9 protein-coding genes are annotated in these 23,109 nt (G+C 70.5%); 5 read left to right on the forward strand and 4 right to left on the reverse strand.

Translation table 11 applies throughout. The features are described 5' to 3' along the window. Entirely contained in the window at positions 1–1,287 is a 1,287-nt protein-coding gene (locus ACWED2_RS24335) for an acyl-CoA dehydrogenase family protein (protein WP_449692791.1), read from the reverse strand. Between the two features lie 65 nt (positions 1,288–1,352). Between ACWED2_RS24335 and ACWED2_RS24340 the strand changes: the two genes are divergently transcribed. From ACWED2_RS24340 to ACWED2_RS24360, 5 genes are read left to right on the forward strand one after another with little or no spacing between them, the layout of a single operon-like run. Beyond that, positions 1,353–4,835 carry a non-ribosomal peptide synthetase gene (locus ACWED2_RS24340; protein WP_449692818.1) on the forward strand — a complete coding sequence of 1,161 codons (3,483 nt, stop codon included), beginning with the start codon at positions 1,353–1,355 and terminating at the stop codon, positions 4,833–4,835. A 35-nt stretch (positions 4,836–4,870) separates the two neighbouring features. After that, positions 4,871–6,175, forward strand: a complete 1,305-nt coding sequence (locus tag ACWED2_RS24345) for an MFS transporter (protein ID WP_449692792.1) — start codon at positions 4,871–4,873, stop codon at positions 6,173–6,175. Continuing rightward, positions 6,172–10,071 (forward strand): amino acid adenylation domain-containing protein, encoded by a 3,900-nt coding sequence (locus ACWED2_RS24350; RefSeq protein WP_449692793.1) that lies wholly within the window; start codon positions 6,172–6,174, stop codon positions 10,069–10,071. The genes ACWED2_RS24345 and ACWED2_RS24350 overlap by 4 nt, the downstream gene beginning before the upstream one ends. Then, positions 10,068–14,279 carry a type I polyketide synthase gene (locus ACWED2_RS24355; RefSeq protein ID WP_449692794.1) on the forward strand — a complete coding sequence of 1,404 codons (4,212 nt, stop codon included), beginning with the start codon at positions 10,068–10,070 and terminating at the stop codon, positions 14,277–14,279. The genes ACWED2_RS24350 and ACWED2_RS24355 overlap by 4 nt, the downstream gene beginning before the upstream one ends. Continuing rightward, positions 14,276–16,030 carry a non-ribosomal peptide synthetase gene (locus ACWED2_RS24360; protein WP_449692795.1) on the forward strand — a complete coding sequence of 585 codons (1,755 nt, stop codon included), beginning with the start codon at positions 14,276–14,278 and terminating at the stop codon, positions 16,028–16,030. Before ACWED2_RS24355 ends, ACWED2_RS24360 begins: the two co-directional genes overlap by 4 nt. 2 nt (positions 16,031–16,032) lie before the next feature. Here ACWED2_RS24360 and ACWED2_RS24365 read toward each other — a convergent pair whose 3' ends face one another. The 3 genes from ACWED2_RS24365 to ACWED2_RS24375 all read right to left on the reverse strand — a co-directional run bounded on the left by ACWED2_RS24365 (position 16,033) and on the right by ACWED2_RS24375 (position 23,039). Beyond that, positions 16,033–17,790: an amino acid adenylation domain-containing protein gene (locus ACWED2_RS24365; RefSeq protein ID WP_449692796.1), complete on the reverse strand. Its 1,758-nt coding sequence runs from the start codon at positions 17,788–17,790 to the stop codon at positions 16,033–16,035. Beyond that, entirely contained in the window at positions 17,787–19,613 is a 1,827-nt protein-coding gene (locus tag ACWED2_RS24370; RefSeq protein ID WP_449692797.1) for a BTAD domain-containing putative transcriptional regulator, read from the reverse strand. Before ACWED2_RS24370 ends, ACWED2_RS24365 begins: the two co-directional genes overlap by 4 nt. 162 nt (positions 19,614–19,775) lie before the next feature. After that, positions 19,776–23,039, reverse strand: a complete 3,264-nt coding sequence (locus tag ACWED2_RS24375) for a BTAD domain-containing putative transcriptional regulator (RefSeq protein ID WP_449692798.1) — start codon at positions 23,037–23,039, stop codon at positions 19,776–19,778. Positions 23,040–23,109 lie beyond the last annotated feature (70 nt).

Consider the following 23,109-nt stretch of genomic DNA (forward strand, 5'->3'; position numbering starts at 1 on the left):
TCACTGGTCTCCCGGCACGCCGAGCAGCGTCGCGATGATGTTGCGCTGGATTTCGGACGTGCCACCGTAGACAGTCGCGCCGACCGCGTCGCGCAGCTCCCGTTCGATCCCGGCGTCCTCGGTGTAGCCGGCCGCGCCGTGCAGGCGCAGGGTGTCAAGCGCGCCCTCGGTGAGCGCCTCGCTGACGAACAGCTTGAGCATCGAGCTCTCCAGCATCGCCATCCGGTTCTCCCGTTTGAGCCAGCCGATCTTGTAGAGCAGCAGTCTGGCGAGCTCGAGCCGGACACCCATGTCGGCGATCCGGTGGGACAACGCCTGGAAGCTGCCGATCGGCCGGCCGAACTGCCGGCGCTGAGTGGATCGGCGCACGCTCAGCTCGAGCAGCCTGGCGAGCACACCGACCTGACTCGCGAACATGAAGCCACGCTCCCACTCCATCGTGGACGTGAACATCCGGTACCCCGCACCTTCCACCCCCAACAGAGCATTGACGGGCAGACGACAGTTACGGAGGGTGATCTCGCCCATCGGGCACCCGCGCAGGCCCACCTTGCCGATGTGGCGGGTGACTTGGCAGCCGGGGGTGGACGCGGGCACGACGAACGCCGACAAGGCCGAATCGGCCGGTCCGTCCTCGCGCGTGCGCGCGAAGACCACGAACACGTCGGCACAAGGCGCATTGCTGATGTAGGTTTTGGTGCCGTCCAGCACCCAGCCGTCCTCTTCGCGCCGGGCGCTGGTGGTGATCCGGAGCATGTCCGAACCCGTCTCCGGCTCGGTCAAGGCGTGCGCACCGATGGCGGAGCCCGCGCACAGCCGGGGCAGCCAGTAGTTCCGCTGCTCGTAATCACCGTATTCGAGCAGGTACGTCAGACAGGCCCACACGTGGTTGTTCACCGCGAACACCAGGCCGTTGTCCCGGCAACCGTAGCCGAACGCCTCGAAGGCGACCGCAGTCATCAGCGGGTCGTACCCCGATCCGCCGTACTCCAGCGGCACCCCCCAGCCCAGCACACCGAACTCCGCGCACCGCCGCCAGCCCTCGCGGTCCAGCAGGCCGTCCTTGTCGTACTCGGCGGCCTGCCAGCCCAGCGTCCGCGCGAACTCGACGACCTTGTCGCGAAGGGCGCGCGTTTCGCTGCTCAGCGCGAAATCCATCGACGTGGAGCCTCCATATTCTCGCCGAACCGACCAGCAGCTCATCGCCTGCTGAACATCAATGCCGTGCCGCTCAATGCTGTGCCGCGGCCCCATCGGGCCGCCACACGACCGCCATTCCTCGACCATGCGGCTGATTCGGGTGACGGCTCACCTCTTGATCCCGGCATCCTCCACTGCTTCAGTTGGTCATCGTGGACGACACCGGTTCTCTTGACTTCCGGCGGATCGCCGAGATCTGGGCGAGCGTACTGGGAATCGAAATGGGCGAAATCGCCGACGACGACGATTTCTTCGAACTCGGCGGCAACTCGCTCCTCGCCGCGCGAATTCAACTGTTGATTGCCGAACGGTTCAGCGTGCGAGTCGCGTTGGACGCCATTCTGGCGGCGCCGACCGTGCGGGAAGTGGCGCAGCTGGTGGCCGGGCAGCCCCGGCAGTCGCGACCGAGTCCGGTCCCCGAGGTGGCCGAAGACGAGCCGGGAGTGCTCTCGCCGGGGCAGGAACGCCTGTGGTTCCTGCGCCAGCTCGACCCGGAAAGCCCCTTCTACCACGTCGTGCCGGCCATCGAGCTGCGTGGCGAGCTGTCGGTTCCCGCCCTCGAAGCCGCGCTCCTGCACGTCTTCACCCGGCACGAGGTGTTGCGAACCGTGTTCCCCGTGGCCAACGGGAGTCCGGTGGCCACTGTGCTGCCTCCGGGCGTCGTCCTTCAGCTCCTGGACCTGAGCGGACTGCCTCCGTCCCTGCGCGATGGGGAGGTCTCGCGGCTGCAGCACGACTTGGCTGTTCGGCCGTTCGACCTCGCGACCGGACCGATCACGCGAACCGCGCTCGTGCGCCTCGCGGACGACGAGCACCGCCTCGTCGTGGTGGTGCACCACATCGCCTTCGACGGCGCATCGCAGGGAATCCTCATGCGCGACCTGACCGACGCCTACCGGAGGTACCGCGCGGGCTCCACCGACATGCCGGAGCGGCCGCGGGTGCAGTACCAGGACTTCGCGCGCTGGCAACGCGCTCGCCTGTCCGGTTCCGGCGCCGACGAGGACATCGCCTTCTGGACGCGGCGGTTGGCCGGCGCACCTGCGGCCATCGAGCTCCCCAGCGACCGCCCGCGCCCGGCCCGGCAGTCCTTCGCGGGCGACCTCTACCAGTTCTCCCTGCCCGGCGAGGTCCGGTCCGGCCTGCCGGCGCTCTGCCGTGAACACCGGGTCACCCCGTTCATGGTGCTGCTCACGGCCTTCTCAGTGGTGCTGTCCGCCTACGGCGAGACGAAGGACGTCGTTGTCGGAGCGCCGGCGATGAGCCGAGGGGAACAGCGTTTCGGCGACCTCATCGGGTTCTTCATCAACACGATTCCGCTGCGGTGCGACCTCACGGGTGCTCCGACCTTCGCCGAGCTCCTCCGCCGGGTCCGGGAGACTTGCTTCGAGGCTTACGCACACCAGGAGATCCCTTTCGAGAAGCTCGTCGAAGCGCTGCGGCCACCACGGGACCCGAGCCGTGCCCCACTCGTCCAGGTGCTCATGTCCTGGGAGGACCGGCAGGCGACGCCGGCCTTCGACAACCTGCGCACCAAGGTTTACGGCGTCCCGACCGACACGTCCAAACTGGATTTGTCACTGTTCGTCCAGGCACGGCCGGATGTCATCACGGCCACGGTCGAGTACGCGACGGACCTGTTCGACGAAGCGACGATCCGCAACCTGACCAGCAGCTTCGTCTCGGTGCTCGGCGCCGCCGTCGCGACACCTGACCGCGCGGTGGCGGAGCTTCCCCTCCTGTCTTCGGCCGCACAAGAGCAGGTGCTGCACGGCCGGCACACGACCGTCGTGGCGAACGGTCCGGCGAACGTGGCCGAACTGGTGGTCCGGCAGGCGGCCGTGCACCCGGCCAGGGTCGCCGTCCGGGCTCCCGGCCTGGAGCTGACCTACGCGCAGCTCCTCGACGAAGCGCACGGCATGGCGGCGACGATCCAACGTCATGTCCCCCGTCCCGAGACACCCGTCGGTATCCTCGCACGTCGAAGCCCGCAGCTCGTCGTCGCCATGCTCGCGACGCTCCTTGCCGGGCACCCCTACCTGCCGCTCGACCCCGAGTACCCTTCGCGTCGCCTGCGCTACATGATCGCGGACTCCGGCACGACCGTCCTGCTGTCCGACGCCGACCACCCGGGTGTCACCACCGGTTTCGCGGGTGCCACGGTTCCGCTCGTCCTCGGTGGAGCCGACACCGGGTTCCGGCCACCCGGCACGCATCCCGGTGCGCTGGCTTACCTCATCTACACGAGCGGATCCACCGGCACCCCCAAGGGCACCGCGATGCCCCACGCGGCCTTGGTCAACCTGCTCCGGTGGCAGCTCGAACGTTCCGGCCTGGAGGACGGCGAGGCAACCCTGCAGTTCCCGCCCTTCAGTTTCGACATGTCCTTTCTGGACATCTTCTACACTCTCGCCGGCGGCCGGACGCTGGTTTTCGCGCCGGAAGAGGTTCGCCGAGACCCGGCGGGGCGCGCGGACTTCATGGCGGAAGAGAACGTCGGCTGCTTCGTGCTTTCTCCCGCGGCGCTGTACCAGCAGGCCGCCCACGCCGGCCCCGGGAACCGAGCACTCTCCGGCGTCCGCGAGTTCATCAGCGCGGGCGAGCAGCTCAACGTCACCGACGACGTGCGCAGCATGTTCGCCGAGCGCACCGACTGTGTCGTGGTCAACCAGTACGGTCCGACCGAGACGCACTGCATGACCGCGTACGAGCTCGTCGCCCCGTCCACGCACTGGCCGGCGGCGGTGCCGATCGGCAGGCCGATCCCGAACACCAGGGCCTACGTTCTCGACGCGTGGCTGAACCCGGTCCCACCGGGTGTGTCCGGCGAGCTGTACCTCGCCGGCGAGTGCCTCGCCCGGGGGTATGCCGGCCGGCCGGGGCTGACCGCGGAGCGGTTCGTGCCGGATCCGCACGCCTCCCTGCCCGGTGCCCGCATGTACCGCACCGGCGACCGGGCCAGGCTGCGTTCGGACGGCGACCTCGAGTTCCTCGGCCGGCTCGACAGCCAGCTGAAGGTCCGCGGCTTCCGGATCGAGCCCGCAGAGGTCGAGGCCGCGCTGACCGCGCACCCCGCCGTCGAGCAGGCGGTGGTCGCGGTGCACCAGCCGGCGGACCAGGATCCTCGGCTGGTCGCGTACGTCGTGGGTGGCCCCGTGTCCGGCAAGCAGCTGCGTGGATTTCTCCGCGATAGTCTGCCGAGCCCGCTCATCCCCGATGTCTTCGTGCCGCTCGACGTCCTGCCCATGACCCCGAGTGGCAAGGTCGACCGCCGCGGCCTGCCGGCACCGGAGATCCCGCCGCGTGTGTCCACGGACGACATCGGGCGTGGTGGCGCCGAGCAGGCGGTTTACGAGGCGTGGTCGGAGATCCTCGGCCACCGGGATATCGAAGCCGACGACAACTTCTTCGAAGTGGGCGGGAACTCGCTGCTCATCAGCAGGCTGCACAGTCTGCTGATGCGGCGGTACGACCGCAGGATCGACATCGTCGACCTGTTCCGGCACGCCACGGTCGCCGACCAGGCGGCGTTGCTCACCCACACCGAGGAAACCGGTGGAAGCCGGCCGGCTCGCACCGTCGATCGGCTGCGCCGGCAGCGCACCGCCCGCCAGACCACAGCCGATCAGTCCTGACCTTTCCGGCCGCCGTCCGGGAGAGGAGAGCCCAGGTGCGGATTCTTCGAGTTCTGACCCGCAACGCGCCATTCCGAAATCTCTGGGCCGGCCAGAGCATCTCACTGCTCGGCAGCGGCGTCACCGAGCTGGCGATGCCGCTCACCGCCGCCGTCCTCCTGCGCGCGTCCACCTTCCAGATGGGTCTGCTCGGTGCGTGCCTGTTCCTGCCGTGGTTGCTCGTCGGGCTCCCGGCCGGGGCCTGGGTCGACCGGCGTTCGCCCCGTCACATCCTGGTCACCGCCGACCTCGCCAGGTGCGTCCTGCTGGCAGCGGTCCCCGCCGCCGCCTGGCTCGGTGTGCTGGGCTACGAGCTCCTGCTGGGCATCGTGTTCCTCACCGGATTGTGCACGGTGTTCGCCGAGTCCGCTGCCGCCGCCGTACTTCCTCGGCTGCTCGACGAGGACCTGCTCGTCGAGGGCAACAGCCTCATGCGGCTCAGCCACTCCGTATCGTTCGTCGCCGGTCCGGGTCTGGCGGGCTGGCTCATCGGCGTGCTGACGGCGCCGGTCGCGCTCGTCGTGGACGCGGCGTCCTACCTCGCCTCAGCCTTGTTCGTCCGGCGACTGCCCGACTTCGACCGGACACCCGCACCGGCCCGCAGCCGGCTCACCGAGGAGCTGCTCGACGGGCTGAAGCTGCTGTGGCGAAGCCGCTACCTGCGCCCCGCGGTGGCCGCGACCACCGTGCTGGCGTTGGCCAACGGACTCTTCGCACCCGTCTACATCCTCTTCCTCGTCCGCACGCTCGAGCTGCCGCCCGCGCTGGTCGCCGTGCCCTTCATCGTCTTCGGTGCCGGAGCGATCGCCGGGTCTCTGCTGGCCGGTCCGATCAAACGCAGATTCGGCTTCGGACCGGCGCTCATCGTGTCCGGCGTGCTCAACGGCCTGGTGACCTTCGGCATCCCCTTGGCCGGTGACCCACCGATTCCGCTCGTCATCGTGGTGGCGCCGTGGCTGGTCTTCGGGCTCATCTCGCCCGTCTACGGCAGCCTGACGCAAACACTCGTGCAAAAGGCCGCGCCTGTCGACATGCTCGGCAGGATCAGCTCCTCGGCCAGTTTCTTGTCCTGGAGCTGTCTGTCGCTCGCCGCGATCGTCGGCGGCACGCTCGGCACCGTGCTCGGCCTGCGGTCGACGCTGCTGGTGTCCTGCTTCGTCTACCTCGCGTCACCGCTGTTCCTGATCTTCTCCCCGGCCAGGTCCCTGCGCACGACGCAGGATCTCTCGGCCGCGGCCGAGCCCGCGGGAGACGCCGCGCCGTCACCGGGCACCAGCCAGAAGGGACCGCATCGAGGATGACCACGACCAGCTTCCCCGCCCCTTTCGAGTTGGTCGGTCAAGAGGACCGGGCCCGGCTGCCACTGGATCTGGTCGACGCGTACCCGGTGAGCATGTTGCAGCAGGGCATGATCCTGCACTCCTCGATGCGGCCGGGATCCGCGACGTACCACGACATCTCGCTGTACGAAGTACAGGCGCCACTCGACGTCGGCGCACTCCGCCTCGCCGCGGCGGACATCGTGGCACGCCATCCCATCCTGCGTACCGGATTCGACATCGGGTCCTACGGCTGCCCCCTGCAGCTGGTGCACCGGCTCGCGGCGGCGCGGGTCTCCGAGTTCGACCACACTGGGCTCGATGCCGCCGAACACCGGTCCGCGCGGCTCGCCTGGCTGGCCGAGCAGCAGGCGACGCCGTTCGACCTCGAGGTACCGCCGCTGCTGCGGCTCGCCGCGTTCGATCGGGGCGATGGTTTCGTACTCGGGGTGAGCGTCCACCACGCGATCCTCGACGGCATGAGCCTGGTACGCGTGCTGCGTGACCTGCTCACCGCCTACCGACTGAGGATGTACGGTCACACCGTCGATTGGCCGGCTCCGGCCGGACCGCCGTACAGCGCGTTCGTCCGCCTGGAACGCCTCGCGATCGACTCCGAGGAGCAGCGCGCGTGGTGGCGTCGCCGGTTCAGCGGGTTCACCCCGGTCCGGTTTCCCCGCAGCGAAGCCTCGTCGGCCGGCGGTACCGGCGGCCTGCACCGGCGGCTCGACCCGGCGGTCACCGACAGGCTGCGGAACATCGGCCGCGTGGAGGGTATCGGCGTCAAGCACTTCGGGCTCGCGGTGCACCAGTGGGTGCTCGGCCAGGTCACCGGGCGCACAGAGGTGGCGAGCGGCCTCGTTGTCGGTGTGCGGCCGGAGCTGGCCGGCGCGGTGGAGCAGGCCGGGCTGTTCCTCAACACGGTGCCCTGCCGGATGTCACTGGCCCACGCCACGTGGCTGGACCTCGCCAGGCGGGCCGGAGCGGCGGAAGCGGAGCTGCTGCCGTACCGCCGTGTCCCGTACGCGGTCGTCCGCGGGCTGCTCGGCCGCGAGGACCCTTGCGACACCACGTTCATCTACACGCGCTTCCAGGACTACCGCCGGCTCGCCGAGGACACCGGCATCGTCCTGTCGGCACTGGAGTTCCACGAGGAGACCAACTTCCCGTTCAGCGTGTACCTCATGGACGATCCGGGGAGCGGGGCGCTGGAGCTACGGCTGCAGTACCGCCGGGACAGCGTCGACGACGAGACCGCCGCCGAGCTGGCCCAGCGGTACGTCGACGCGTTCGCCCGGTGCACGGCCAATCCGACGGCCCTCGCGCCGGCGCCCGCCGCCGTCCTCGGCGACCACTGGCGTGAGCCGGGCCGGCACGTCCGTCCGCTGGAGGTGTTCGGTTGGCACACCGGCTCGGCGGAGGTCCATGAGGAGCGCGCCACCATCGCCGCCGGTGACCTGGCCGAGCTGCGCGCCGCGTGCGGCGACGTCGGGCTCCCCGGCGTGCTGCTCGCCGCGTACGCGATCGCGGTCGGCGAGTGCTTCTCGGCGACCAGCGACTTCCTCCTGCACCAGGTGCTTCCCGGCCACGGGACCGGCAACCACATCGTCCCCGTCGTCGTGCCGTGGCGGGACCGCCACCAGCCGGAGTTCACCAGGAATCTCCCTGCTCGGCTGCGGAACCAGCACCAGGCATCCGGAGGGACGGCCGCTGTCCCGGTCGCGCGGCAGCTGCCCCCTGAACAGTGCCGGTTCGTCTACCACTGCTACCCGACCGGCCCGCGCACCGGCCCCGCCGGACCGGTACGCGGGCCGGTGGCCGAGTCCCACCCGGCCGACGAGGCGCGCCTGATCGTCGACGACCTCGGCGACGAGCTGATGGTGGTCCTCCGGCACCACCAGCTCCCGCCGCTGGACCTGCCCCGCCGCGTGCTCGCCATCGCCCGCCAGCTCGCGACAGCACCACCGCCACGGCACAAGGTCGACCTGCTCACCGAAGGCGAGCGGACCCGGCTGCTCGACACCTGGCATACGACCACAGCCACCACCCGCGACACCCTGACCGATCTCGTCGTGCGGCAGGCGGCCCGAACACCACACGCCATCGCCGTGCGCGCACCGGATCGCGACCTCACCTACGCACAGCTCCTCCACCACGGTCAGGCGCTCGCCGCGACCCTCACGTCCGCAGCAGGAGAAGCGCCGGTCGGCGTCCTCGCCCCTCGCGGCCCCCACCTGGTCACGGCGCTCCTGGCCGCGCTCCTGGCCGGCCGTCCCTACGTGCCCCTCGATCCCGAACTGCCCCCTCGGCGACTGCACCGGATGATCGCCGACGCCGGGGTCACCACGCTCCTCACGCACGGCGAGCACGCCGAGATCACCGACGGCTTCGCCGGCGACCTGGTCCCGGTTCCGGACCCGGCACCCACCTCGACGACCGGCAACCCCGTCGAGGTGACCATCTGTCCGGGGGACCTTGCCTACGTCATCTTCACCAGCGGCTCCACCGGCACCCCCAAGGGTGCGGAGAACCAGCACGACGGCGTGGTCAACCGGTTGTCCTGGATGCAGAGCGAGTTCGGCCTGACCGCCGACGACGTCGTGCTGCAGAAGACGCCGATGAGCTTCGACGTCTCGGTGTGGGAGTTCTTCTGGCCGTTGCTCAGCGGGGCACGGATGGTGCTGGCCGCCCCCGGCGGGCACCGCGACCCGCTGTACCTCGTGGACCTCATGGCGCGGGAGCGGATTACGACTGTCCACTTCGTACCGTCGATGCTGCGGTTCTTCCTCGACGCCGTCACCCCGGGCGCGCTGCCGCACCTGCGGCGCATCTTGTGCAGCGGCGAGGCGTTGCCCGGCGACCTGCGGGACCGATGCCGGGAGTTGCTGCCCCACGTGGCGTTGAGCAACCTGTACGGTCCTACCGAGGCGGCTGTCGACGTGACGGTGTGGCACTGCCGGCCGGACGAGACCGGTCCCGCCGTGCCCATCGGCCGCCCGATCAGCAATGTCCGGACCTACGTCCTCGACGAAGAACTGCGCTTGCTGCCGCCCGGTGCCGCCGGCGAGCTGTACCTGGGCGGGGTCCAGGTCGGCCGCGGGTACCGGGGGCGGCCCGGGCTGACCGCGGATCGGTTCGTACCGGACCCCTTCGTATCCGGCCGCAGGATGTACCGCACCGGCGACCGCGCGCGCCGGCGGCCGGATGGGGCGCTGGAGTTCCTCGGACGGCTGGATCACCAGGTCAAGGTGCGTGGATTCCGCATCGAGCTGCCCGAAATCGAGTCCGTGCTGCGGGCCCGGCCGGGCGTGCTCGACGCCGCGGTCGACGTTCGCGACATCGTGCCGGGTCACCCGCAACTGATCGCCTACCTCGTGGCTGACCGCGGGGTGACCGACGAGGCCATCCGGTCCGGACTCGCCGAGATCCTGCCGGACTACATGGTGCCGGGCCACTACGTCCGGCTGGCCAGGCTCCCGGTCACCCCCAACGGGAAGCTCGACCGCACGGCACTGCCCACGCCCGTGGGCAGGAAGGCGCGGTCGAACCGCGCGGCCTTCGGCACCGACGCCGAACGACGGATCGCCGGTCTGTGGTCCGAGGTGCTCGGCCACGCGGACTTCACCAGCGACACGAACTTCTTCGACGCCGGGGGCGACTCGCTGCTCCTGCTGCGCACCCACGCCCGGCTGCGACAGGAATTGCCCACGGCGGCCGAGCTGTCGCCGATCGATCTGTTCCACCACCCGACCATCGGCACGTTGGCCGACCTGCTCGCCGGTGCTGCCGGCACCACGTCCACGCGGACAGCGGCGGACGAACGCGCGGGCCTGCGCCTGCGGTCGGCCCAGCGACGCACGGCCCGGGGGGTGCGATGACGGGCGGGCTGGACCTCGCGATCGTCGGTATGGCCGGCCGTTTCCCCGGCTCGGCGAATGTCGGCGAGTTCTGGCAGAACCTGTGCGCAGGGGTGAGCGGAACCCGGCGGCTGACCGACGAGGAACTGCGCGCGGCGGGGGTGCGGGAGGAGTTGCTGACTCGTCCCGACTACGTGCGGGTGGGCGCCGTGCTCGACGGGGAGGACCTGTTCGACGCCGAGTTCTTCGGCTACAGCCACGGCGAGGCCCGGATCATCGACCCCCAGCAACGGTTGTTCCTCGAGTGCGCGGCGGCGGCCGTCGAGGACGCCGGCTACGACGCCGCCCGCTACGAAGGCGCAATCGGCGTGTACGCCTCGGCGTCCGCCAACACCTACCTGCTCAACAACGTCTGGCCGGACCGATCGCTGCACCGCACGTACGGCGGGTTCACGCTCCTGCTCGGGGGTGAGAAGGACTACCTGGCCAGCCGGGTCGCGTACAAGCTCGGCCTTCGCGGGCCCGCCGTCACCGTCCAGACCGCGTGTTCCAGTTCGCTGGTCGCCGTCCACCTCGCCGGGCAGGCACTTGTCGCCGGCGAGTGCGACATGGCCATCGCCGGCGGCGTGACCGTCCGGGTTCCGCAACGGGTCGGGCACCTGCCGCACGAGTCGGGCATCGGCTCGCCGGACGGGGTGTGCCGGGCGTTCGACGCCGACGGCCAGGGCACCCTCACCGGCAACGGGCTCGGCGCGGTCCTGCTCAAGCGGCTCGACGACGCCGTCGCGGACGGCGACACGGTCACCGCCGTCATCCGCGGCTCCGCGGTGACCAACGACGGTTCGGCCAAGGTCGGGTTCACCGCCCCCAGCATCACCGGGCAGGCCGCGGCGATCCGCGCGGCGCTCGAGGTCGCTGAAGTGTCTCCCCACGACGTCGGGTACGTGGAGGCACACGGCACCGCCACCCCCCTCGGTGACCCGATCGAGGTGGCTGCCCTCACCGAAGCATTCGGCGGCCCGACGACCGAGCAGTGGTGCGCTCTCGGTTCCGTCAAGACGAACATCGGGCACCTCGACGCCGCTGCCGGCATCACCGGGCTCATCAAGGCCGCCCTGTGCGTCCGCGACGGCCTGGTCCCGCCCAGCCTGCACTTCCGCCGGCCGAACCCGCACATCGACTTCGCGCGCAGCCCGTTCTTCGTCAACACGGTGCTCCGCGACTGGCCGACGCACGGGCCCCGGACGGCCGGGGTGAACTCGATGGGCATCGGCGGCACCAACGTGCACGTGACCCTTGCGCAAGCACCCGATCCACCCGCCGCGACGCCCTGCGACCGGGTCGAACGCGTCGTGGTGTCGGCGCGGACCGGGCAGGCCCTCGATGCGGCCACCCGCGAGCTCGCCGACCACCTGGCCGCCCAGCCCGAGCTGTCGCTCGCCGATGTCGCGTGGACCACCCAGGCCGGGCGGACGCGGCTGCCGCACCGGCGAGTCGTGCGCGCATCGACAACCGAGGAGGCGAGCCGCGCCCTGCGCTCTGCCGCGGTCACCGGGCGCTCCTTGTCCGGGGCCGGCCGAACCGGGCCGGTCTGGATGTTCGCCGGCCAGGGCTCGCAATTCCCCGGGATGGCCGAGCAATTCCACCGCGACAGTCCCGTTTTCCGCACCGCGCTCGGCCGCTGCGCCGAGATCCTGGCGATGGACCTGGCCAAGCTCCTCTACGGTCCCAGTGCCGTCTCCGAGGCGGAGCTGGCGGCAACGCGGCTCGCCCAGCCGGTCGTCTTCTCCGTCGGCTACGCACTGGCGGAAAGCCTGCGCCACGAAGGTGTCCGGCCCGGCGCCGTGCTGGGACACAGCGTCGGCGAGTACGTCGCGGCGCAACAGGCGGGCATATTCTCCCTCGCCGGCGCGCTCCGTCTCGTCGCGGCCCGGGGAAACCTCGTCGACCGGCTTCCCCGGGGGGCGATGGCCTCCGTCGCGTTGCCGGCCGAAGAACTCGAGCCGCTGCTGGACTCCGGCCTGTCCATCGCGGCGGTCAACGCACCGGGGCTCACCGTCGCGGCCGGCGAGGCCACCGCCGTCACCGCACTGGTCGCGGACCTGACCGAACGTGGGGTCAAGGCCCGAAGACTGCGCACCTCCCACGCGTTCCACACCGCGGCCATGAGCCCGATCATGGCCGAATTCGGCGAGATCGTGCGCCTGGCCCGACCCCGGCCGCCGACCCTGCCGATGATCTCGAACGTCTCCGGGGACTTCCTCACCGACGAGGAGGCCACGGACCCCTCGTACTGGGCCGAGCACCTCCGGGCGCCGGTCCGTTTCGCCGCCGGTATCGCGACGCTGCTGGCGGACGGTTACCGGATCTTCGTCGACGTCAACACACGCTTCTCCCTCGGCCCGCTGGTGCGCAACCAGTCGGCGGAGTCGGCGGCCGTCGCGCTGGACGACGACACGGCGGATCACCTGTGGACCCTGGGCGTGCCGGTGGACTGGCGGCGGAGCGGGCGACGCGTCCCGCTGCCCACTTACCCCTTCCAGCGGACCAGGCACTGGGTGGGACCGCCGGACCCGGTGGCCGAGCCGGCCGCGGAGGAGGTGCCGGGCACGCTGGAAACCGTGCCCGGCACCACCGCGAAGGTGGTCGCCGACATCTGGCGCGAGTTGCTCGGCGTCGCCGAAGTGACCGTCGACGACGACTTCTTCGTCCTCGGCGGACACTCGCTGCTGGCCTCCCAGGTTGCGGCGCGGGTGCGTGACGTGTTCGGGGTGCAAGTCGCGCTGCGTGACCTTTTCACCCACTCGACGCCGGCCTCGCTGGCCATGCACATCGGCGACCGCTCGGCCGGCGCCACCGCCACATCGGCGGACGCCGAAACCGGTGATGGCACCGAACTCCCGCTCACCGACGCCCAGCGCAGCATCTGGTTCCTCCAGCAAAGAGCCCCGAACAGCTCCTTCTACACGCTGGGAAACCGCATCGTTCTCCGTGGGCCGCTGCGCGTCGACCTGCTCCAGGCCGCCGTCACCGGCGTGGTGCACCGGCACGAGGCTCTTCGTGCGACTTTCCCGCTGGCCGGCAGGAGCCCCGTGCACCGGATCCTGCCCACCGGCGACGTGCCGGTACCCGTTGTCGACCTGAGCGGATCGGCCGACCACGCCATCGCGCTGTCCACCGTGGAGGAAGCGGTGCTGTCCGGCGTGCGGGACGTCATGACGCGCACCCCGTTGCGCGCGGCCATCGTGCGCCATGCCCCGGAGCACCATGAGCTGCTGGTCGCGCTGCACCACATAGTGGCCGACTACTGGTCTTCGACGATCGTGGTGACCGAACTCCTCACGTCCTACCAGGCGCTGCTCTCGGGCGGTCCGGCGCAACCGCCGCCGGCTACGCGGTACGCGGACTTCGTCCGACGCCAAGTCGACAAGGAGCACTCCCCCGCGTTCGCCAGGCAACTGGACTACTGGACGACGCGATTCCGCGAGCCGCCACCTCCGCTCGCGCTACCCGCTGACCGGAGACCGGCCGGGGCACCGGGCCACGGCGGCGCCCACCAGCGGGTGGCGGTCCCGGCACACGTCGGCGCCCGGGTCGCCGCGCTCGCCGGTGACGCCGCTGCCTCGCCGTACATGGTGCTGCTCGCCGCCTACGCGGTCCAGCTCCACGCCCTGACCGAGCAGCGCGACCTGTGCATCGGGACCTTCGTCGGCAACCGAGCGGACACCGGTCTCGAGTCGGTCGTCGGGCTTCTGTCCACGACCGTCGCGCTGCGCACCTCGGTCGATCCGCAGTGGACGTTCCGGGACCTCGTCGGCCGGGTCCGCTCGATCTGCCTCGACGCGTACGACAACCTCGACGTGCCGGTGGAACGGCTGCTTCGGCAGTTGGACGTCAGCAGGACGCCGGGCCGCAACCCGCTGTTCCGGACCATGTTGGTCCTGGAGACAGCGCCTGGTCCCAGGCTCGGCTTCGCCGCGGAGACCGGCCTGGAGATCACCATCGATCCGCTGGACACCGGCGGTTCGAAGCAGGAGCTGATGCTCGTGCTCTACCCCCGCGACGGCGGGTTCGACGGGTTCCTCGAGTACAGCACCGAGCTGTTCACCGGGGGTACCGCAGCTCGGTTGGCCACCGGGTTCACCACCGTCACAGACCTGGTCACCGCCCACCCGGACGAGCCGCTGACGCGGCTGCTCGCCCGGACCGAGATCACGAGGACGACATGAACACCTCATCGACACTCCTGGACCTGTTCGCCCGCTCGGTTGGCGAGTTCGGTGACCGGGCGGCCGTGTCCGACGACGAACGCACACTCACCTACGCCGCCCTCGACCACGAGTCCACGGCACTCGCCTGCCGGCTGCGCGCGGCCGGCGCCGGACCGGGCAGCCACGTGGCCGTGCTCGTGCGCCGAGGAGCCGGTGTCGTCGTGGCCATGCTCGGGATCCTGAAAGCCGGCGCGGCCTACGTCATGGTGGACACCCGGTACCCGGGCAGTCGCCGGGAGCTGCTGATCAGCGCGGCCTCACCGGCTGCCGTCCTCACCGAACCCGGGTGGGAAAGCAGCCTCCAGCACCCGGAGCGCATCGTCATGGCGTTGTCCGGCGGCGAGCCCGTGACACCGGTCCCGCTGCCGCGCGTGGCGCCGGGCGATGCCGCGTGCGTGCTGTTCACCTCCGGCTCCTCCGGAGCTCCCAAGGCTGTCGTGCTCGAACACCGCAACCTCGTCTCCTTCGCCACCAATGCCGCACTCCCCGCCTTGCGGCCGGCGGACCGGGTGGGCCAGATCTCCAGCGTCTCGTTCGACGCGGTGCACTTCGAGATCTGGTGCGCCGTCGCGCACGGGGCGGAGATCGTGGTCCTGCCCCCCATTTCCGACCTGCTGTCCGACGGGCTGTCCCGGCACCTCCGAGACCGCGGAATCACCGCGTTGCTGGCCCCGACCATGGCCGTCAACAACGCCGTGCGCGCGGACCCGGCGTCCTTCACCGGTCTGCGGCTGCTGCACACCGGCGGCGACGTGCTCCAGCCCGGTGCCGCACAGGCCATCCTCGCGGGCGGGTTCACCGGCGAGTTGTGGAACCTCTACGGACCGACCGAGGCCACCACGGCGTGCACGTGCCACCACGTCGGGCACTTCGGTGTCGATGACGCCTCGGTGCCGATCGGCCGTCCGCTCAACGGCGTCTCGGTCCGCGTCCTCGACGAGACACTGTCACCGGTGCCTCCCGGCGCGGTCGGTGAACTGTTCGTGCAGGGGGCGGGCGTTGCCCGCGGTTACCTTTCCGAGCCGGGTCTCACTGCGGCACGTTTCCTGCCGAGCCTGGACGGCCCGCCCGGCAGCAGGTGCTACGCGACCGGCGACCTGGTGCGGTTCGCCTCGGACGGGATCCTGGAGTTCGTCGGCCGCACCGACGACCAGGTGAAGATCCGCGGTTACCGCGTGGAACCGGCCGAAGTGGAACGCGCACTGGGCCGGCATCCCTCGGTGTGGGAAGCGGTCGTGCTGACCGACGGCGCCGGGGACGACCGGCGGCTCGTTGCTTTCGTGTCCGCACCGGGGGCTTCGCCGGAGGAGCTCCGTGACCACGCGGCCGAGGTCCTACCCGACTTCATGGTGCCGGCAGTCATCCTGCTGGTACCCGAGATCCCCTTCACGGACAACGGAAAGCGGGATGTGCGGGAACTGCGTGCCGTTCTCGCGGACCACCAGTCGCGCGCGGCGTCCTACGTGGCCCCCCGAGACGAGTGCGAGCAGTACCTGGCCGTGCTGTGGGAGCGGCTGCTCGACATCGGTCCGATCGGTCGCGACGACAGCTTCTTCGGCCTCGGTGGCAACTCGCTGCACGCCGTCCGTGCCTACCAGGCCATCAGGGAAGACCTCGGCGTCCCGATCGAGTTCCGCGAGCTCTTCGACGCGGAGACGCTCGCCGACGTGGCGGCCCTGCTGCGAAAGCACGCACCTGAATCCGCGTGACGTCAGCCCACCGAGCCCGCCGCACGGCAGTGGTCGGCGAGTCCGGCGATGGTGGGGTGTGCGAACAGCAGGTCAACGGTAACCGGTAGCCCGGCGGAGGTCGCTTCGACCACGACGGGAATAGCCGTGATCGAGTCGCCGCCCAGTGCGAAGAAGTTGTCGTGCACCCCGACTGCCTCCAGCCCCAGCAGACCGGCCCAGATGCCGGCCAGGACCTCCTCGACCGGGTCCCTCGGCGCGACCCGGCGCGCGTCTTCCTCCCCGGAGCCCCCCGGCTCCGGTAGCGCGTAGCGGTCGAGCTTGCCGTTCGACGTGATCGGCAGCTCCGCGACACGCACGAACGCCGACGGCACCATGTAGTCGGGCAGCCGTCGCGCCACCGGTTCGCGAAGGTCGGCCGACGTCGGGCCGGCCGCACCGACCCAGTAGCAGACCAGCCGTTTCCGACCGGCGACATCACGCACCACGACGGCGGCCTGCTCGACGTCCGGGTGCAGGATGACGGCGGCCTCGACCTCACCGGGTTCGATTCTGAACCCCCGCAGCTGTACCTGGTCGTCAGCACGGCCGTGGAAGACCAGTTCGCCGTCGGCATCGAGCGCGGCGAGATCGCCTGTCCGGTACAAGCGCCCACCGTGCCGGCCGAACGGGTCGGGCACGAACCTGTGCGCCGTCAGCCCCGGACGTCCCAGATAACCACGGCTCACCCCGGGGCCGCCGACGTAGATCTCGCCGACCTCGCCCGGGCCGACCGGCACGAGGCGGTCGTCGAGCACGTGCGCCTGCAGATCGCCGAGCGGGCGGCCGATCGGGCTGTACCCGAGTTCGAGATCGGCGCCGGCGATCGGACGGACGGTCACGTGCACCGTCGTCTCCGTGATGCCGTACATGTTGACCAGACGCGGCCGGTCCTCGCCGTACCGGTATACCCATCCACGGAGCAGAGCAGGGTCCAGCCGTTCTCCGCCGAAGACCAGCAGGCGCAGCCGGGTCGGCGGGAACCCCGCCTCCTCCGCGGCGCGGGCCAGCAGCCGGAACGCCGTGGGTGTCTGGTTGAGCACGGTCACCCGCTCGTCGACGAGCAGCCGCAGGAACGCCGCCGGGTCGCGGCTCACGGTATGCGGAACCACGAGCAGGCACCCGCCGTGGAGGAGCGCGCCCCAGATCTCCCACACCGAAAAATCGAAGGCGATCGAATGGAACGAAGTCCACACGTCATGTTCGGTGAACGCGAACTCCGGCCGGGTGACCTCGAACAACCGGGCCGCGTTGGCGTGGCTGACCACGACCCCCTTCGGCGCCCCGGTGGAACCGGAGGTATAGATCACGTACGCGACGCCGTCCGGCCGCGTCGCGACTTCCGGTGGCGTGTCCGGTTCGGCGCCGAGGGAGTCTGTCGGCACGCACGGAACGCCGAGGTCGTCATCAGCGCCCAGCACCAGGCGGCAGCCGGCATCGGCGATCATGGAGCGCGATCTCGACAACGGCTGTCGCGGTTCCAGCGGCAGGTAACCGGCACCCGCCTTGAGGATCCCCAGCAACCCGACGATGAGTTCGACCGACCGGGTGCCGTGCAGCGCGACCAGAGTCTCCGGGCCCGCACCCGACCGGATCAGCCGGTGGGCCAGCTGGTTCGCCCGGCGATCCAGTTCCGCGTAGGTCAGCCGCGTGGTTGCGTCCCGTACTGCCGTCCTCGCCGGCCACTGTGCGGCGGCCGCGGCGAACAGCTCGTGCAGCAGGCGGCTGTCGTCGGTGGTCATGCGTCGACCACCCTCGCTCGCAGTCCCGCACCCCGCTGCTGGAGGTGGCGAGCCAGCAATGTCAACCGTTCCCACTCCGGTTCCTCCGCTCGCACGCGTTCGCGGGCGAACACCCCGCTCAGTGATGTGCAGCCGTACCGGGACTCGGTGCCCGGCCGGCCATCCGGCTCCATCAGCCACACGTCGACCGCGTCCTCGACGGCTGTCTCCGCCTCCGCCTCCGTCACCTCCGCGAGTTCGGCAAAGGCCCACGCGGGCACGGACGGGTTGGGGATGAGCCCCGCCCTCCGGAACACCAGGCGTGCGGTCGGGTCCAGCCGCTCGTAGGCCGTCGCGAAGACCTCGCGTACCGGGACTCCGCCGCGTGCCAGTTCGTCGAACCGAAGTCCTTCGTGACGCAGCACCTTGACGAGCCGTTCGACGGTCCAGTGTGTCTTGGCGGCGAGACGCGCCCCGGCACCGCACAACGCCAGCGGCAGCCGCCCGCACAGCTCGGCCACCTGCCGCATCTCCTCCACGTCGCCGGCCGGGCGGTTTCCACCGACGGCGGCGGCGGTGAGCAGTTCGACCGCGGCGGACAAGGCGAGGGGTTCCAGCGAGACCCGGCGCGCCCCCGGTAGCAGCGAGAGGCGTGAACGGGTCGTGAGGATCACCCCGCACGTCGGCGACGTCGGGATCAGCGGCCGTACCGTGGACTCGTCGGCCACGTTGTCGAGCACGATGAGGACGCTGCGCTCGGCGAGCGCGGCACGGTAGGCCTCCACCCGCTCCTGGGGCGAATCCGGGACCGGCACACCGAGAGCGCCCAGGAACCGGCCCAATACCGCACCGACGTCACACTGGCCGCCACCGTCCAGTTCGGCGAACAACTGACCGTCCGGGTAGCTCGCCCGGACGGCGTGGGCGGACCTGACGGCCAGCGCGGTCTTGCCGGTGCCGCCCGCCCCGGTGAGCACGCACAGCCGGGGAGAACCCAGGTCCGCGGGCCTCATCTCGGTCAAGGACACGCGGATGATCGCCTCGTGCTGCTCCATCCCGAACACCCGCACCTCGGGCGGTAGCTGGCGGGGGACCGCGCTGGTCGACACGGTCATCGGCGAGGGGAAGTCCAGGGCGGGGTCCGAGGAGAGCATCGACTGCTCCATTCCTCTGAGCAGGCTGGTGGGATCGAGACCCAGCTCGTCGACGAACGTCCGGTGGGCCCGCCGGTAGACCTCGAGCGCCTCGGCCCGACGGCCGGACCGGTACAGAGCCAGCATCAGGTGCGCGTGCAGTTCTTCCCGCAGTGGGTATTCCGTCACGAGCGCGGTCAGCTCACCGATGAGCGAGCGGTGCCTGCCGAGCTCCAGCTCCAGCCCGACGCACTCCTCCAGCAAAGCCACGCGGGTTTCGTTGAGCCGGGCGGCTCCCGCGCGCAACAACCTGCTCGAAAGGCCGTCGAACGCCGGTCCACGCCAGACCGCGAGCGCTTTGCGCATCTTCGCCGCGGCCGCCCGGATCTTCCCCGTCGCGACGTCCCGGCGCGCCTCGGCGACGAGGTCGTTGAACCGGTGCACGTCGACCTCGTTGTCGCGGATCTCCAGCGCATAGCCGGGTGGCCGGGTCGAGATGATCTCCACGTCCGGCTCGACCTCGGTGAACGCCCTGCGCAACGCGGAGATGTCGTTCTGGATCTGCTCCTTCGCCGTGGCCGGTGGCGTGGTCTCCCACACCGCCTCCGCCAGCCTCGAGATCGACACCACCCGACCCGCGTCGAGCAGGAGACCGGCCAGTGTGTAGCGCTGACGAGGACCACCGATGTCGACGAAACGGTCGTCACTCACGATTTCCAGCGGACCGAGAATAGAAAACCGCAACCGTCCTCCAAAGGGCTGTCGAAGACGCCACACCTCCCGGACGGCGCACGCCTCTGGTCCCCCGCCATCGAGGCAGATCCCCCCGGTCAGGAAGTAACATGCCATCCGCATGCATGGTTTCCGCTTGGATCATGCATGGCTCGACTGCCGTAGCAGTGCCGCCGTCTCGGTCTGCCGGGGTATCGCCAGTTCGACGAAGACCCGATGCGCCCTGCTCACCGTCGACCGTGCCGCACGCTCGTTCCCGGCCAGCCGGTGGGCACGGCCCAGGACGACGAGAACCCGCGCGTGAACCAGCCGCTGGCCCGACCGGCGGGCGATGGCGATCGCCCGACCGCACTCACTGACGGCTCCTGCGCCATCGCCGAGCCCGAGCAGGACCTCGGCCAGCGTGCGGTGGGCTTTGCTCCGCGCCAGCGGACTGGTGTCCCGCGCCAGTCTCAGCGCCGACACGGCGTACTCGTGCGCCCGCTCGTTCTGGTCGAGTCCGGAGTAGACCTGGGTGAGTCCGAGGAGAGTCTCCACACGCCCGAGCTGGTGGCCGGTCAGTTCGTTGAGCGCGGCCGCGGCGTTCAAGTCCGCCAGCGCCTCGTCCAGCCGCCCCAGCCCGGTTTTCGCCTCCGCCATCCCGACGAGGGCGTCGACCTGGCAGTTCCGGTTTTCGGCACTGCGGGCAGCAACCAGCGCGTCCGCGCACACCGTTGCGGCGTCGACCCACCGGCCGGCGTCGTTGTGCACCCGGCCGGCCGTCTCGAGAGTGATCGCCTCGGCATAGCGCAGACCGGCTGTGCGCGCGATGACGAGCGACCGGTCCAGGCAGTGCGACGCGTCGTCCAGCCGGCCTTGTTCCTGGCGCACGAGAGCGAGGTTGACCAGGGTCAGGGCGACCTGGTAGTCATGACCGTTCTGCTCGGCAAGCCGCAAGCACGCCGAAAGGCATTGTTCGGCGTGCTCCAGCTCGCCAAGCAGGTGGTATGCGGACGAAAGGTTGTTGAGCCCGCTCACCTCGCCGAAGGAGTCGCCGAGCCTCCGGTCGATCTCCACCGAGGCGTGGTACCGAAGCAGAGCCTGCCTCGGCTGCCCCAGTTGCTTCAGTGTCACACCGAGACCCCGCAGGGCGTCCGCTTCCCCCTTGGGCCAGCCCGCCCGCCCCGACAGTGTAAGCGCTTGCTCATAGTCCTGCTTGGCCGGCGCGAGCTCGGCCATCCGCCACCGAGCATGTCCGAGCGACAGGTGCATCGCGGCTTGCCCGATCAGATCCGAGCCACGCCGCGCGGCGGCCAAGCCGATGGACGCGACGCGGATCCACTCGGCCAGCGGCCGCCGGTGGTGCATGTAGTCCCGCAGCATAGCGACCAGCAGCCAGGATGCCGGGTGCGGACTGTCCTCCGCGCACCGTGAGATCACGGCGGTGATCTCGTCCCACGAGTCGGCAAGCCACGCGAACGCGTCCGCCTCGCTGTCGAACGACGCGCTCACCACGCCGGCTTCCGCGCCGTCGTACGGCAGCTCCGTACCGCGCAGCCGGACCGTCCGCGTCGCGGTGAGGACGGAGTTCAGGTAATACTGCACCAACCGCTGAGCGGCCCTCTGCCGTTCCTGCGGCGAATCCTCCCTCTCGGCACGGTCGGCCGCGTACTCCAGCAGCAGGTCGTGGCAGGCGAACCGGTACACCCCGACCTCGGTGGTCAGGTGCACCTGGGCGATCGCGTCCAGGAGGTCCTCGGCCTCCGCCTCGTCCACACCTGCGAGAGCAGCAGCCGCGCCGACGTGCAACCCGCCACTCGGTGCCAGTGACAGCAGTCGAAACATCCGTTGTGCGCCGATGGGAAGAGCACGATAAGACAGATCGAGGGCGGCCCTCACCGCGGTGTGCTCGTCGCCACGGGCCCGCAGCCTGGCCAGCCGGCCCCGGTCAGCGAGCTCCGCGACAAACCCACTGATCGTGTGAACCGCCTGGTCGGCGAGCCGGGCGCCGGCGATGGACAGGGCCAGTGGCATGTGTCCGCACTGCGCGGCCAGCTGTGCGGCAGCTTCCGGTTCCGCCCGCAGCCGTGCCACGCCGACGCGATGCGCGAGAAGGTCCAACGCCTCGTGCGCCCGCAACGCATCCAACGAGATCCGCTTGGCGCCGTCCCGCGCCACCAGACCACCCAGCCGGTCGCGGCTGGTGACCACGACCAGGCAGCTCGCCGTACCCGGCAGCAGTGGCCGGACTTGTGCGGGGTTCGCCACGTTGTCGAGCAGAACCAGCACCCGCCGGCCGGCCAGCCGCGACCGGTAGAGGGCCGCCTGGGTGTCCACGTCAACCGGAATGTCCTTCAACGGCTGCCCGAGGGCCAGCAGCAACGATGGCAGCGCCTCGGCAGCGGACAGCTGCCGGCCGTGGTCGAACCCCCGCATCGAAAGGAACAGCTGGCCGTCGGGGTAGTCGACCGCCGCTCGATGGGCCCAGTGGACGGCCAACGCCGTCTTGCCGGCACCCGCCGGGCCGACGACGAGCACGAGGTGATTCTGCTCGCCGGCCAGCTCGTCCAGACGAGCCAGCTCGGCCGCGCGACCGACGAACCTGCTCGTACCGGCCGGCAGTTGCTGGGGCACCGGCCCGGTCGGCCGCTCCTCGTCGGCGGAGCCCTGCAGCAAGTACTGGTGCAGGGCCACCAGCTCTTCCGTCGGTTCCACGCCGATCTCCGCCACCAACCGGCTCCGGAACCGCCGGTAAACGCTCAATGCCTCGGCGAGGCGCCCGCTCCGATGAAGCGCGAGCATGAGCAGTCCTTGCGGTCGCTCCCGCAGCGGGTACTCGGCTATCACGCGCCCCGCCTCGGCCACGGCATCGTGTGGCCGCCCCAACTCCAGCAGTGCCGCCGCCCGCCCCTCGAGCGCAGCGGCCCACTGCTCGGTGAGCCGGGCGGTCTCCGCTGCGACATGAGGCCCGGACAGGCCGCCGAGCGGTGCACCACGCCAAAGCTCGAGTGCCCTGCCGAAGAGCGCCACCGCGTCCTCGTACCGGCCATCCAGCGACGCCTGCCCTCCCGCCGCCAATCGCTCGGCGAACACCACCGTGTCGAGCGCGCCGTCCCCGACATCGAGCCGGTAGCCCGGACTCTGCGTCACGATGAGGCGTGCGCCATCATCGGCGAGCGCACGTCGCAGCTCCGCCACCAACGCGCGCACCCGCGCGGCGGCGGATACCGGAGGGTTCTCTTCCCACAGCCGGTCGATCAGCCGCTCGACCGAGACGACGTGATTCGGCTCGAGCAGCAGGCAACCGAGCAACGCTCGCTGCTTTCCGGTCAACGGCACAGGCCGTCCGCCGTGAGTGGCTTCCACCGGGCCCAGTAGGCGGAACCTGACCTGCGGCCTCGCGTCGAAGTTCGCGGCTGAAGACATCAGTTCTCCACGGTCGAGAACACGTCGGCGTTGCTACGCGCGGACGATCAACCTGACGCGTGACCGGCAC

This window comes from Amycolatopsis sp. NPDC005003 (assembly GCF_053600695.1).

What these genes read in the sequence shown, in the direction of transcription:
- ACWED2_RS24335 (WP_449692791.1), bottom strand. Translation starts at nt 1,287, where the DNA reads ATGGTCGAGGAATGGCGGTCGTGTGGCGGCCCGATGGGGCCGCGGCAC.
- ACWED2_RS24350 (WP_449692793.1), top strand. Translation starts at nt 6,172, where the DNA reads ATGACCACGACCAGCTTCCCCGCCCCTTTCGAGTTGGTCGGTCAAGAG.
- ACWED2_RS24355 (WP_449692794.1), top strand. Translation starts at nt 10,068, where the DNA reads ATGACGGGCGGGCTGGACCTCGCGATCGTCGGTATGGCCGGCCGTTTC.
- ACWED2_RS24360 (WP_449692795.1), top strand. Translation starts at nt 14,276, where the DNA reads ATGAACACCTCATCGACACTCCTGGACCTGTTCGCCCGCTCGGTTGGC.
- ACWED2_RS24365 (WP_449692796.1), bottom strand. Translation starts at nt 17,790, where the DNA reads ATGACCACCGACGACAGCCGCCTGCTGCACGAGCTGTTCGCCGCGGCC.
- ACWED2_RS24375 (WP_449692798.1), bottom strand. Translation starts at nt 23,039, where the DNA reads ATGTCTTCAGCCGCGAACTTCGACGCGAGGCCGCAGGTCAGGTTCCGC.